Origin of the sequence: Bacteroides sp. Phil13, assembly GCF_001940965.1 — a bacterium.
Lineage (GTDB): Bacteria > Bacteroidota > Bacteroidia > Bacteroidales > Bacteroidaceae > Bacteroides > Bacteroides intestinalis.
The window spans coordinates 76,369-91,524 of the sequence record NZ_MSHA01000010.1 but is presented as its reverse complement, the minus strand read 5'-3'; the positions used below and the strand labels follow the sequence as shown (position 1 = coordinate 91,524).

The window sequence follows — 15,156 nt, the reverse complement described above, 5'->3', positions numbered from 1 at the left end:
GCATGAAATTGCGCAATCTCTTATTTCCCAGAAAAGCCTCCCGCTTTTATTTCTTATACCAATCCTTATACTCGCTACCGTTAGATTTCACCCATTTGATAAACTCCGGATAAGTAATATCTACACTTTCGGTTTCAGTGGTACTAAAATCTTCCGCATCAACCAACTGAATGGCGAATGGATAATTCTCTGCCGCCACATAGTAGATACCATTGTTTGGCGAAGACAAGTCTTTGCCTGTATGGAACAAACTCATATTAGCTTTTTCTGTTGGCTTATAGTTTACCAGATGAACTTCACAACGATTGCTACCCAAATTCTCATGAACCATGATAAACGGATTATAAGGAGCTACTCCGAAAGTTTCATGATCTACAGGAGTAGTCAGGGTATTTTTAATCTTATAAGATGCTGTCTTTGTATTATTCTCTGTAGCCGAAAGAGCATTAGTAAACACATTAACCGTAGCTTTGGCAAGTTCGCGGTCCAAACCCTGACTGGTATCTGAAATGTTGTCAAACTCAGTAACTACATTCGAACGATCCGTATTCATCTGATAAGCAAAACCATTTTTAAAGGAAGCTCCAGACCAAAGTGCTGTAAATGTATCTTCTGTAGAAAGTACCTGGTTACTCGTATTAAACGACAGGACAGAATTATACTTCACAATAACATCGTTCAAATCATAATCACCTTTATTGGGCCAGTTGTCTTCAAAAGCTAAAATTCCTTTATAAGTCATGCGATAGGCGACAGAACGGTCATCATCTGTTCCCGGATCAGGTTTTACCTCCGGAACCTCAGGAGCTATCGCTTCTATAGGATTGGACCAGACATTAAACTGTACATCATTATAATCCTGATCAATCGTATAATCTTCAAATGATAGCACTACAAAATCATTGATACGGAAAGCAGCCGTATATGTACGCCCATTAGAGTTCGCTTTAGGAGTTGAATAAAGAGTTATATTTCCTTTATTACCGTTCTTCTTAAAAGAATCATTAAAAAGAAACCAGCCTATCTTTACTCCATTAGGAAATACAGTACCCTGATCTACTCCATTCTCATCAATATAATGCAGTTTGACACATTCTCCCCCCTTCAAACCAACAGGTTTTGCTTTAGCATCTCGGGTATGCGTATTAGGAAATATAATATACTTCTTTGTAGCTGCTATTTTCGCTTTAGTAGCTTCACCCCTATAACAGTAGTAACCAAAAGCACTTGCAGCTGAACTGGTTCCTCCAATAAAGCGAACGGAAATTTCAACATCTCTTTTTTCAGGATCATTCACTTCAAAATCTACAGACTGGCGATAATCAACAGGGCAATTTCCCCCTTCTGGAATCACTTTTCTAATAGTATTCAATATAGTATTGGATAATTTCAGTTCTCCTTCAGTATTCAGATAATTCGGACGACCATTAGTTTGCCACGTTCCCAGAACACCAAACCCGTTAGGAGCATTCCACGTAACTGCAGCAGCGCGTGTCTCCGGAGTATTATTAGTCAATTCCCATTCAATATCAGCATTAATCACATTGTCCGTTATAGTAGTCCGCACCAATCCCGGAACTCCAACATACGAAGTATAGATATAAGCATCCGCTCCGTGATCTGCCGCCACAATTTCTTTGGCGTGATACTCACCATTCTCATCAGTCATACGGGTAATCGCAGGGTTTATATCAGTACGCAAAACAGTCTGTCCATTTTCATCTGTAGTAAACGGATCTTCAAAATAGACATTGAAAAGCACTTTATAACCTTCAGGAACATCATACTTCACATTCAACTGAATAGTAGAAGTAGTGGCAAAATCAAAAGAATTAGGTTTATCTTCATCACCACCACCATTAGGATCATAAACATCACGGGTACATCCCGATACCATCAAAATAACCAATACACTGCATAGTAAATAGTAGAATACGCCATGTATTGCATAGAAGTTTGCTCTCTTCGTCATAGAAATATGTTTTATGTTGTTAATTCGATACAAAAGTAGCAAATTATATTCATTTATTATATTATTCGAAAAATAAATTATTATAATATGCAATTTTTAGCAAAAGATGATCAACAATTACTCTTTTTCCGAAATAGATAATGTATTTGCTCACATTACAGAGTCTATTTTGTCCAAACAGATCGTATGTTTTGGGTAATTACATATGTTTTACCCCAAAAGAAGTTATGCTTCCGGCAATTTCATACTTTGTTATACAAAATGAGAGGAGCAACTTGCATTACTCCTCTCATTTCTCCCAAGAAAGATTAGTTATTTTCCGGACGCAACTGGCGAACCGTAACAGCAGTCTGCCACATTTCGCTTTCGCGCAACTGACGAAGTTCTTCGTTCAGTTTCTCACGATAATCGGGCTGAGAGTTGCTGTCGATAGAGATCTGAGCCTCGTTACCAGACTTAACGCTTGCATACAATTTCTGAACTACCGGTTTGATAGCATCGTGGAACGGAGTCATCCAGTCCAGAGCACCGCGTTGTGCAGTAGTTGAACAGTTAGCATACATCCAGTCCATACCATTCTTTGCGAACAACGGCATCAATGACTGAGTCAATTCTTCTACAGTTTCATTGAATGCTTCTGACGGAGTATGACCGTTTTCACGCAATACTTCATACTGAGCCAACAGCAATCCCTGAATAGCTCCCATCAATGAACCACGCTCACCTGTCAGGTCAGAAGTAGCTTCACGTTGGAAAGTAGTTTCAAACAAATATCCTGAACCTATACCGATACCCAATGCGATGGTACGATCCATAGCCTTGCCTGTAGCATCCTGATAGATAGCGTAAGAAGAGTTCAAGCCACGACCTTCGAGGAACATGGTACGCAATGAAGTACCCGAACCTTTAGGAGCTACCATAATTACATCGATATCTTTCTGAGGAACTACACCTGTACGGTCGTTCCAAGTAATAGCAAAGCCATGAGAGAAGTAAAGAGCTTTTCCCGGAGTCAGGTAAGGTTTGATCGTAGGCCATACAGACATTACGGCTGCATCAGACAACAAGCACATAATGATAGTACCTTTCTCACAAGCCTCCTCAATGCCAAACAGTGTTTCACCCGGCACCCATCCGTCAGCAATTGCCTTCTCATAAGTCTTACCCGGACGCTGTCCAACGATTACATTGAAACCATTATCGCGCAGATTGCACGCCTGTCCCGGTCCCTGTACACCATAACCGATCACTGCAATTGTTTCATCTTTCAAAATTTCACGTGCTTTTTCCAAAGGAAATTCTTCGCGGGTCATTACGTTCTCAGTAACACCGCCAAAATTCAATTGTGCCATTTTCTTTTTTAGTTTTTTATTTGTGGCTTGCGCCAGCTAATGATTAATAAAATTATTTCTCTGTAAATATCACTTTCGAACGACAAACGACTTCGCTGCCATTCTTTTTCACTTCAATATCGAAAGCTCCGTCTCCCAACTCATCTTTATAAAGAGTGAGCTCGTCATCGTAATAACTTTCGGCTACATAAGCCATTTCAAAACGACGGATACGCTTTTCCTTATACATCTCTATCGGAAACAAGTCCATGATATGTTCGATGTAGCGGATACTGTTCACATGTCCGTTGATGTCGATATCACTATATTTAGCTTTCAGTGTAGCTACCGGTTCGGTAGAAGTCACTTTGATGCGTGAAGGTTTCTCGATAGGGCAAGGTTCATCGCACACATAATCTACAATGCTACCTCCATGCAATGCCAGCAAGTCGGCAGGCTTGCGGGTATTGAGGTTAATCATAGCCCACACGGAACGTGCATAGCCAATCTTCCTTCCGTCTTTGTCCAACAAAGCAAAGTTACGATCCGTGAAAAGGCGATACACATTCTCCACCCAAGTCCAGATGGTAAAGTCCTCATACTGAAAAGGCATTTCATCCAGTTCGATAGCAAGGCGGGAGAGAACCCATGTGTAGTTGTCTTCATTCAATGTAGCTATACCGAATCCACGATCGCTGGCATGAAAACCGGCGCAATTCAGCAAATGGTTTCCCAACACGCCCATGGTAAGACGCCCAGTAAAGTCCACATGGAAAGGTTCCGCTACAAACTGATATTTTCCTATCTTACTACTATTCTCACTCATTATTTTGCTCCCTTTCTTTTTTCAAGCGATATTTCGTTTCACGGTCAGCAAGATATTCGTTCACACGCTCGAAGCAACTGGTGGTGATGGCCACACGTCCCGAACGAACAAACTGAAGTACACAGTCGAGGGCACGCAATTCATCATAAAGGTTGGTGATTTCCTCACCCATACCGTTCTTTTCAACGATAGCAAACACAGCATTCACCTCTACAATACGTGCATTATACTTACGGATCACTTTAGATACTTCCGGTTTTTCTTCCAGTATCGGGGTTGTTATCTTATACAATGCAATCTCATGCTGATAGATCTCATCATCCGTGAAGTAGTGTGCTTGCAGCACATCTATCTTCTTGGTGATTTGCTTGGTTACTTTCTCAATGGTGTCTTTATCCGTCCATGCGGTAATGGTGTACTTATGTACGCCCTTGATGGACGAAGCCGAAACATTCAGACTCTCGATATTGATCTGGCGACGGGTAAACACTGCGGTTACCTGGTTCAGCAAACCGGCGAAGTTCTCCGAATGAACGATTATCGTATATAATGTCTTATCCATACTAAATTAAGAATTAAGAATGATGAATGAAGAATTAACATTCCAGCAACATCTGGTTTACCGAACCACCCGGAGGCGTCATCGGCAATACATTACCTTCTTCCATAACGCAGGCTTCCAACAGGAACGGACCATCCGTAGCAAGCATTTCCTCTATTGCCCCTTTCAGTTCTTCACGCGTCATTACACGGCGTGAAGGAATGTCGTAGGCAGAAGCTATCTTCATATAATCCGGATTCAGCATCGGAGTGAACGAATAACGACGATTGAAGAACATCGCTTGCCACTGGCGTACATTACCCAAGAAGTTATTATTCAGCAAGATCATCTTAACGGGAGCCTTCTGTTCCATAATGGTTCCCATCTCCTGAATGTTCATTTGCAGACCACCATCACCCATAAATACACATACAGTACGGTCAGGACGTCCAAAAGTAGCACCGATTGCAGCGGGAAGCCCGAAGCCCATTGTACCCAGTCCACCCGAAGTTACAATGCTGCGTTCCTTACTATACTTAAAGTAACGGGCAGACATCATCTGATTCTGGCCAACATCAGTTACCAATACAGCTTCATGATTCGTTGCCTCACTTACGGCACGGATCACTTCTCCCATACTCAACGATTTGCTTGCCGGATGCAATTCAGGACGGATCACCTTTTCTTCCTCTACTTTTTCGTAAGGCAAGAAGCTATCCAGCCATTCCGGATGAGTAGCAGGTTTCAGAAGTGCCGTAACGGCAGCAAGAGTCTCCTTACAGTCACCCAACACGGCAATATCTGTCTTCACATTCTTATCTATCTCAGCAGGGTCTATATCGAAATGAATGATTTTCGCCTGTTTGGCATACGTATCCAACTTTCCGGTTACCCGGTCGTCAAAGCGCATACCTACGGCGATAAGTACATCGCACTTATTCGTATTGATGTTCGGTCCCAAGTTACCATGCATACCCAACATACCTTTATTTAAAGGATGCGCAGTAGGCAAAGCAGAAAGTCCTAACAGGGTACAACCGGCAGGCATTCCAGCTTTTTCGATAAAGGCACGCAGTTCTTGTTGCGCATCACCTAACTCAACGCCCTGCCCTACCAATACCAACGGACGTTCAGCGCTATTAATCAGTTCAGCAGCCTGTTTCACAGCCTCTTCATCCATTTCAGGAACAGGTTGGTAACTGCGGATGTAATCTAACGTTGTAGGGGTATATTCACTTTTCTCTACTTGTGCATTCTTGGCAAAGTCCAATACAACAGGACCGGGACGACCGCTTTTGGCAATATAAAAAGCACGGGCCACGGCCCAAGGCACATCTTCGGCACTACGTATCTGATAGCTCCACTTCGTGATAGGCTGCGTAATACCTACCAGGTCAACTTCCTGGAAAGCATCCGTCCCGAGGAATCCCGTACCTACCTGACCGGCAATTACTACCAAAGGGGTACTGTCTATCATAGCATCTGCGATACCTGTTATCGTATTCGTCGCTCCGGGACCACTCGTCACCAGGCAAACACCTACTTCGCCTGATACGCGGGCAAAACCTTGCGCAGCATGAGTAGCACCCTGTTCGTGTCGAACCAAGATGTGATTCAATGTCTTCCGATGGTCGTATAAAGCGTCAAATACCGGCATGATGGAGCCACCCGGATATCCGAAAATGGTCTTTACTCCCTGATGTTCCAAGGAACGCATCAATGCTTCAGCGCCTGTTATTATATCTTTCATTCTATTAATGGATAATGGAATTCTATTTCATTTGTCAATTCTCGGTTAATCAATCAGTCTCACTGCGCCCTTATCGGCAGAACTTACCATGCTGGCATATGCCTTCAGACTCTTTGAGACTTCGCGTTGACGGGTGACGGGAGTTATCGGGCGGGCAGCCAGTTCCTCATCCGTCAGTTTGACGTTGATAGCGCGTCCGGGAATATCAATCTCGATGATGTCACCATCCTGAATCTTACCGATATTACCTCCGGCAGCTGCTTCGGGAGAAATATGTCCGATACTCAATCCTGACGTACCGCCACTAAAACGACCGTCAGTAATCAGTGCACATTCCTTGCCCAGATGGCGCGATTTGATATAAGAAGTCGGATAGAGCATTTCCTGCATACCGGGACCGCCTTTCGGACCTTCGTGTGTGATGACCACAACATCACCGCTGACCACTTTTCCGGCAAGGATGCCTTCGCAAGCAGCGTCTTGTGAGTCGAACACTTTAGCAGGACCCGTAAATTTCCAGATACTTTCATCCACACCTGCTGTTTTCACTACACAACCATCCTGAGCGATATTACCTTTCAGTACTGCCAAACCACCGTCTTTGCTGTAAGCATGTTCCAGATCGCGAATACAACCTCCGGCACGGTCAGTATCTAATTCTTTATAATAGACATCCTGCGAACCCAGTACCAGATTAAACTTTCCGGCAGCAGCGCTCTTATATTTCTTCACAGCTTCTTCGCAAACATTCGGGCTGGTAATACCGTATTTATCGATTACATCCGTCAGCGACCTACCGTCTACACGCTTTACGCTCGTATCGACTAATCCGCCTTTGGCAAGCTCGCTCATAATAGCGATGATGCCTCCGGCACGATTTACGTCTTGAATGTGATACTTCTGAGTATTCGGGGCAACCTTACACAGACAGGGAGTCTTACGTGACAACATGTCAATGTCATCCATACTGAAATCTACCTCTGCCTCGTGCGCTACAGCCAAGAGGTGAAGCACTGTGTTGGTTGAACCACCCATCGCAATATCCAGCGTCATGGCATTCAAGAAAGCCTGACGGGTAGCGATGCTACGGGGAAGCACACTGTCATCCCCATCTTTATAATATTTATAAGCATTTTCAACAATCAGTTTGGCAGCATCCTTGAACAGTTGCGTGCGATTGGCATGAGTAGCCACAATCGTACCATTGCCTGGCAATGCCAGTCCGATAGCTTCGTTCAGACAGTTCATCGAGTTAGCGGTAAACATACCGGAACAACAACCACAAGAAGGACAAGCATGTTGTTCTATCTGAGCCACATCGGCATCACTTACACTTTCATCAGCCGACTTAATCATAGCATCAATCAAATCCAGATGCTGACCGTTCCATTCGCCGGCTTCCATCGGTCCGCCTGAAACGAATATAGTAGGGATATTAAGACGCATTGTTGCCATCAACATACCCGGAGTAATCTTGTCGCAGTTACTGATGCAGATCATCGCATCCGCTTTATGCGCATTCACCATATACTCTACGCTGTCGGCAATGATGTCACGTGAAGGAAGCGAATAAAGCATTCCATCGTGTCCCATCGCAATACCATCGTCAATGGCAATCGTGTTAAATTCGGCAGCAAAGCATCCCAGCTTCTCAATCTCAGCTTTCACCTGTTGTCCGATTTCGTGCAGATGCACATGTCCCGGGACAAACTGTGTAAATGAGTTGACTATTGCGATAATAGGTTTTCCTAATTGCTCTTTCTTCATGCCATTTGCCATCCACAACGCACGAGCCCCTGCCATACGGCGGCCTTGCGTGCTGAACGAACTGCGTAATTGGTGTTTCATCTTCAAATCTCCTTTTAATTAAAAAGCCTTCCTCACATAATAGTGAGAAAGGCTCCTAAATTGATATCTTAACGTACGAATACATACACAACCTTTCTCACGCTCTTGATTCCAGGACCACGACGCGAATAATATGCAAGACTGCCAGGTTAATAGATGTATGTAAGTTCATAACTTTATTTACTTTACTGTTTTCGTTAATCGTGCTGCAAAGGTAAGGGCTTTTTTATAAACTCCAAACAATTTGAAGAAAAAAATGAGATTATTATGATTAATCGTAAGTAAACGCCGCTTTTAAATCTTATTTTATCACTTTCATATGCATAAAAAATGAGTGGTTAGTATAACCGGCAAACGCCTTCCTACTAACCACTCATCCCCAAAAACCAGCTATTATTTAATTTTCGGCTTCCGCCCATTCTTTAGCTCCCCGCTTCTTCAGTTCGGCAGTGAAAGCTTCCGCCTTTTCTTCAGCAATCTTCTCATCTTCAGGACTTGCATAAGCATGTCTGTAGCCTTTCACAACATTCCATTCTCCACGGGTAAAATCAGGAAATGCCACGGCTGCACAATTATTATCCATAGAAAGAGTTCCAAGTTCGGCCAGACAGCACCATTCCGCCAAGTCATAGACATCCATATCCAGCGGCAAACCGTTCTGCAGGCAGTACACCAGACGGCAATCCATAATGAAGTCCATACCTCCGTGGCCGCCTACCTTCTTAGCCAACTCACCGTATTTCGTCAATATCGGATGCTGGTATTTCTCTACAAGCGCATCCATTTCGGCCTTCGGCAGGAATCCGTGTGAATTCAAGTCATCTATCTTAGGCTGAACACCCGAAGCACTCAACTGTTCCGCATCGAGAGCATATCCTCTGACCGGATATTTATTGGCGAAACCTTTCGTACCCGTAAGCTGGTAAAGACGGTTATAAGGTTGCGGTGTCATTACATTGTGTTGGATCTCAATGACCTTACCGTTCTCCGTGCGAATCATAGTTGTAGTGTGGTCGCCATTACGAAAGTTATTACAGATAGAGTCTGTTCTTTCTTCTACCAATCCCTTGCCGATAACCGATTTGGTGTCCATAGCTACCAACGTTTTCATGCGATCGCCACGATGAATATCGAGTACTTGTGCCACCGGACCAAGACCGTGAGTGGCATATACATCACCCCGATGCTTCATGTTGTAATCCAGACGCCAGCCCAATTTGTCGTTCTCGCCTGCCTTCCAGTAATGATTCCAGAATGGAGCAAGGTTGTGTATATAAGCGCCTTGAGCGCGGATTACCTCACCGAACACACCATTCTGCGCCATATTCAGTGTATTCATTTCATACCAGTCGTAGCAGCAGTTCTCCAAGATGAAACAATGCTTACGGTTGGCTTCGCTCATGTTAATCAAATCCCAGCATTCCTGCAGGTTCATGGCCGAAGGCACTTCTATAGCTACATGCTTGCCGTTCTCCAAAGCACATTTAGCCACAGAGAAGTGGTGCAGCCAGTCGGCGGCAATATAAACCAAGTCTATATCATCGCGTTTGCAAAGTTCTTCATAACCTTTCTCTCCCGAATAAACGGCAGCTTTCGGCATGGACGCCTCTTTCAAATACTTTTGGCATTTCTCAGCACGCGATTGTTCATAATCGCATAACGCCACAACCTGTGTACCCGGTATATACGTAAAACGCTTCACCGCACCGGGACCACGCATGCCCAAGCCAACAAATCCTACACGCACAAACTCCATCTTCGGAGTAGTCAGGCCTAACACACTTTTTTGTCCGGCCGGACGTTCAGGAGTTTCCACTACAATAGTTCCTTTTTCCCACTGCCAATTCGTGCCATACTCATTAGTCTGTCGAGTGGAAGTTTGCGGTGAGCATGCGCACATCATAGCACAAAGCCCTAATAATAAAAATTTAAAGTTCATATTTCAATATCTAAATTAAAGTTATTCAGTTTCGTCAGTATTCAACTTTAGTTAACGAGGCTTCAGTTGCCCAAACAACAAGAAACTTACCAGCTGCCATGCTCCTTCTTAAACTCAAAGAATTCAGCCTCCCGATTACACTCTCCATTATAATTCCATTCGATCTCATCCGAATACTCTTTTCCCTGATAAGAAATGACTGCTTTCAATACATTCTTACCGTCATTCAACACTACCTTGTCGAATATATAGTGCACATCAGTATAGCCTTTCTTTACGCCCGTCAGTTCCTGATCATTGAGATATACTTTTGGAGTACCTATATTGGAGTACACTGTAACAGAAGTCTCTTTCCTCTCGCGCAAAGCATTCCTACGTTGCGTCAAGTAGAGAACCGGCTCCTTGCTCCAATTGGCTTTATACCAGAAGTAGGAATCTTTCTTTATTTTACGGTCAAAAGTCATCATACCTTTCATGTTACGGGCCTCTACACTACCCCTTCTCGACGTAGGTACTGCAAAATCGAACATGTTCCATAAATAGGAAGCTATAATATAAGGATGCTGAGCAATAACGCTCCATTGATATTCGTGCGTCTTAGTCTGGAAAGTCTCCGGATAGAAAGGACTTGTCCAGTTCAGGGCATCGCCCAGGATTTCAGTCTGATGGTCAATATTGGCATCCGCGCCATATTCTGTCAGCATCAAGCGTTGCCAAGGATATTCTTTCTCCATCTTCTCCACCCAAGGCTTGATATCCTGTATCTTTCTTTCGTACCAACCGAAGTAACGATTCATGCCTTGTATGTCCGCATTCTGGTTGACCGGATGATTGACATGCCCATAGCCGTTGACCGATACCGTATAGCGGTCCGGGTCTTCCTGTTTGCATAGGTCATGGATAGACTGCGTAAGGGATGCAGTATAACCATGCGGATGATACACCTCGTTATGAATCCCCCACACGTAGATGGAAGGATGATTGAAACTCTGGCGGATAAGTTCACGCATTTGCTGATGGGCATTGTCCCACTCTTGTCCGGAAACACGGTTCACAAAAGGAATCTCCACCCAGATAACCAATCCCAACGTATCACAACGCGAGTAAATATAATCGGACTGCTGGTAATGCGCAAAGCGAACGGTAGTTGCACCGATATCCATTATCTGCGCTAAGTCAAAATCATGCTCTTTATTGGTAAGGGCACTACCTAATCCCCACCAATCCTGATGGCGGGTCACACCATACATCGGATATTTCTTTCCATTCAGGAAGAAGCCCTCACCCGCTACCACTTCATACTTGCGAAGCCCCAGCGGTTGAACGACCTCGTCTATCACCTGTCCGTTCTGCAGCAGGCGTGATACGACTTTGTACAAATAAGGATTTTCACGTCCCTGCCATAAGTGAGGACTGTTCAGTTTAAAATATGAAGAATAGACCTGCACGCCTTGTGGAGTAAGTTCAAAAGATTGATTATGCTTTTTCACCAATTTGCCGTCCATGTCATACACAGCATTCTCCAGCACCAAGGGAGCCGGAGCCAACGTTGCATTGTCCACTTTCACCTTTACAGTCACTTCGGCCGATTTCTTTGAAACATTCTTTTGAGTAATATACACACCGGAAGAGGCATGATCGTTCACAACAATGCTGCAAGGTTCCGTCACCACCAGCCACACCGGACGGTAGATTCCACCGTAAACACCAAACAATACGTGATTCGTAGGAATAACATCGGGACGTGCAGTATTGTCCGCCTTCACTACTATTTCGTTTTCTTTGCCGAACTTCACCTGCGAACCAATCTCGCATACAAAAGCAGAATAAGCCCCCTTATGCGTTCCAACCAGATAACCGTTCATATAAACCTCGGCACAAGAACCTACACCCTCAAAGCGCAGGAAGATACGTTTGCCTTCCAGACTTTCGGGAAAAGTGCATTTTTTCCGATAATAGGCCGCACCTTCATAAAAAGCCGACGCTTTCTTTTGCATATCATCCGCATTCCAAGTATGGGGAATAGTTACCTCCTGCCAATCTGCATTCCACTTCTGTGCAGCTTGCATGGCTTCTTTGGAAAACGGGCCTTTCTTAAATTCCCAACCGTCGTTAAACGATGTCACATCGCGCGCATCAACCTTATCGGATATGCCTAACATCAACAAAACGACCAGTAAAAACAATGTCTTATTTTTCATTATCAGATAATTGATTTATTTCACTTTCTACATTAATCACTGACAGAAGGGTTATTTACCTGCTATCTTATAGATTTGGCAACCGGACAACAGGAATGCACCCACTCCATAGACTTCGGTCATATCTCGCGTCACTTTACGAGGATCGGCACCAATCGGCTGTACATAGCCCAGTTTTCCATTCGGCTCCACCGCATCTATCATCGCTTGCCAGCCTTTCTCAATAACCGGCATGAAAGTAGCTTCATCAAGCAGTCCCTCGTTCACACCATAAGCCAAAGCATAAACGATAAAACCCGTTGCACTTGTTTCAGGCGATGGATAAGATGCAGGGTCGAGCAAGCTGGCATGCCAGTACCCGTCCGGACTCTGCAGACCGGCCACGCGGGTGGCTAATGTCACAAACAAGTCTTGATAAAAAGTACGTGAAGGTTCGTCCTGGGGAAGTACTTGTAGTATTTCGGCCAGTCCTCCCAACACCCAGCCATTGCCGCGCCCCCAAAACATTTTCTTGCCATTAGCTTCACGTTTGGCAAAATAGCGGCGGTCGCGGTAGAACAGATGTTCTTCCCTATCGTACAAATAATCGTAGGTGGCCTTATATTCCTTATTCAGAAAGTCCAGATATTTTTTGTCTTTGGTCAGCACATACAGTTTGGCATAAACAGGGGGAGCCATAAACAATGCATCACACCAAGACCAACGATCCAGCGTCTCCAGCTTGCTATAGTCGAGTTCCAAGGTCGTTTCAGCAGGATTTTCTACCACCCAGTTGGCACGTGCCATAACGGGAGCTATCATTTTCTTATTGCCATATTTTAAGTAAAGGTCGATAAAAGGCTGTCCAACGGCAATAAAATCGGCATGATACATCCACTTCCCTACCTGGAAATGATTACGTCGTCCGATACGGAGTAACCACTGGTAATATGAATCGTCATTATCTTCTTTCTCTGTGAGTTCGGCCCAATCCAGCATGCCCATGTACAAGGCGGCATGCGTCCAGTCTAAATCATCGTGTTCCGCTTCCTTGTTAGGATTGGCAATCTGCCAGTCGGCCACCCGTTTCATAATGGATTTAATGGCAGCCTTGTCAAAATTTTGCTGTGCTGCGGCCTGCATTACAGTTATTAAGAAGAAAGAAAGAAAAAGGAGAAGCTTCTTCATAACAATATATATAATTTAAAGGTTAGAATATTGTGGCTAAAGAAATTAGCATTAACAGGACTGCAAACTTATAAGAATCAAGTTAATGCATCACGATATCTATCGGCAGCATTTGCATTTTCCTCTATCTGCAACTTGATGACAAAAGGACCATTGGGTTCTTTTGCAGGCATATCCACATTATACTCATTACGTGCAGTTTCCTTCACGGGTACTTCTTTTCCATTCAGCAAAACAGCTTTTGTGACTTTAGTGTCTTTCGGTGTCTTTACAACCAGATGTTTTGAATAAGGAGGATTGAAGACAACCATATATACGTCTTTTCCTTTGCGGGTATAATAGCCCCAGGATTGTTTGTCCCAACCGGCATAATCGCAGCCATAAATGCATTCGCCATTTTCTTTCATCCACGGGCCAATAGCATCAACCAAATCCTTTTCTTCCTGTCGGAAATCTCCGTCGGCTTGCGGTCCGAAATTCACGACCATATTTCCTCCCATAGAAACGGCATGTACTATGCGTTCCAGCACTTCTAAAGGAGTCTTTACATAACTAATAGACCAATCTTTGTGATAGCCCCATTGATTCTCGGGAATCGTCATACATGCTTCCCAATCCCAGCGGGTCACTTTCAAATCTTTCACCGGGTCGGGCAGGCGGCGTTCATAACCAGATTCATAATCCCCCATCAGATGACCGTTACTGTCGAAATGTCGCTTACCATAATCGTCGGCACGCAAGCGGCTGTTAATAGTCACACCCGGCAACATATCTTTCAACATTCGTTCTGCATGGGCTGTCCACCAACCATTCTTCTTGATGCTGGCATCCCAAGTACCGTCAAACCAGAAGTCTTTCACGGTAGGATAACGGGTGGCAAGTTCTTTCAGTTGATTATCCGTAAACTCCAAGAAGCGACTGAAAGCAGCCTCATCTTCTTCCGACTTAATGTCATACCGATAGTCGGGATTGCTCCAGTCCATTACAGAGAAATAGAAATGCACATCAATACCTTCATCATTGTAGGCTTTTACCATTTCGCCCAAAAGATCTTTTTTATAAGGTGTTTGTGCCACTGTGTATTTACTGTATTTACTTGGCCATAAACAGAAACCTTCATGGTGCTTCGTAGTGATTTTGACATACTTCACTCCCATTTTCTTCGCCATTTTCGCCCAAGCTTTGGCATTAAACTTTTCAGGATTCCACTGATCCATCAGCTTCAGCCACTCGTCTGCCGGAACCTTCGCCCATGACTTCAGCCATTCGGCAGCTCCATTATATACTTTTCCGTTCCATTCTCCTCCTGGAATGGCGTAAAGCCCCCAGTGTATAAAAGCCCCCAGTCTATTATCGCGGAATTTCTGCATAGCATCATCCTGACGCTTTCCCAGACGGTCGGCTCCATATTTTAAAGAGATTTCCTGATCGGCAGGTAATATCTGCTTTTGAGCAAATGTGCCAACAGCGAATAATGACAGTAAAACCGTTAATTGCAAAACGTGTTTCATAATTACTAAATTTAAATGTTTTTGCAAAGGACGCCAATTCTCCCCTCAACGTTTTGCTCTATTTGCTATT

The 15,156-nt window shown here is 44.0% G+C and carries 10 protein-coding genes; all 10 read right to left on the bottom strand.

Annotated features, from left to right (window positions below; genetic code table 11):
• Positions 1-46: 46 nt before the first annotated feature.
• The 10 genes from BWI44_RS01480 to BWI44_RS01435 all read right to left on the bottom strand — a co-directional run bounded on the left by BWI44_RS01480 (position 47) and on the right by BWI44_RS01435 (position 15,086).
• The gene (locus BWI44_RS01480) at positions 47-1,972 is read right to left on the bottom strand and encodes an LruC domain-containing protein (RefSeq protein ID WP_195208335.1); all 1,926 of its coding nucleotides are present in this window, start codon (positions 1,970-1,972) and stop codon (positions 47-49) included.
• Between the two features lie 308 nt (positions 1,973-2,280).
• On the bottom strand, positions 2,281-3,324 hold the full coding sequence (gene ilvC, locus BWI44_RS01475) for a ketol-acid reductoisomerase (protein WP_007659909.1): 1,044 nt from the start codon (positions 3,322-3,324) through the stop codon (positions 2,281-2,283).
• A gap of 52 nt (positions 3,325-3,376) precedes the next feature.
• The gene (locus BWI44_RS01470) at positions 3,377-4,129 is read right to left on the bottom strand and encodes an acyl-[acyl-carrier-protein] thioesterase (RefSeq protein ID WP_138292918.1); all 753 of its coding nucleotides are present in this window, start codon (positions 4,127-4,129) and stop codon (positions 3,377-3,379) included.
• Entirely contained in the window at positions 4,122-4,691 is a 570-nt protein-coding gene (gene ilvN, locus BWI44_RS01465) for an acetolactate synthase small subunit (RefSeq protein ID WP_138292917.1), read from the bottom strand. Before ilvN ends, BWI44_RS01470 begins: the two co-directional genes overlap by 8 nt.
• 34 nt (positions 4,692-4,725) lie before the next feature.
• Complete coding sequence (gene ilvB, locus BWI44_RS01460) at positions 4,726-6,420, bottom strand: biosynthetic-type acetolactate synthase large subunit (protein WP_195208336.1); 1,695 nt, start codon at positions 6,418-6,420, stop codon at positions 4,726-4,728.
• Positions 6,421-6,465: 45 nt separating this feature from the next.
• Positions 6,466-8,268 (bottom strand): dihydroxy-acid dehydratase, encoded by a 1,803-nt coding sequence (ilvD, locus tag BWI44_RS01455; protein ID WP_195208337.1) that lies wholly within the window; start codon positions 8,266-8,268, stop codon positions 6,466-6,468.
• A 397-nt stretch (positions 8,269-8,665) separates the two neighbouring features.
• A complete protein-coding gene (locus tag BWI44_RS01450; RefSeq protein WP_195208338.1) occupies positions 8,666-10,207 on the bottom strand; it encodes a Gfo/Idh/MocA family protein in 1,542 nt (513 codons plus the stop codon).
• A gap of 86 nt (positions 10,208-10,293) precedes the next feature.
• Positions 10,294-12,369 (bottom strand): glycoside hydrolase family 2 protein, encoded by a 2,076-nt coding sequence (locus BWI44_RS01445; RefSeq protein WP_394368892.1) that lies wholly within the window; start codon positions 12,367-12,369, stop codon positions 10,294-10,296.
• 90 nt (positions 12,370-12,459) lie between these two features.
• Positions 12,460-13,575: a glycoside hydrolase family 88/105 protein gene (locus BWI44_RS01440; RefSeq protein ID WP_195208340.1), complete on the bottom strand. Its 1,116-nt coding sequence runs from the start codon at positions 13,573-13,575 to the stop codon at positions 12,460-12,462.
• A gap of 77 nt (positions 13,576-13,652) precedes the next feature.
• Positions 13,653-15,086: an alpha-L-fucosidase gene (locus BWI44_RS01435; RefSeq protein ID WP_195208341.1), complete on the bottom strand. Its 1,434-nt coding sequence runs from the start codon at positions 15,084-15,086 to the stop codon at positions 13,653-13,655.
• Between the last annotated feature and the right edge of the window lie 70 nt (positions 15,087-15,156).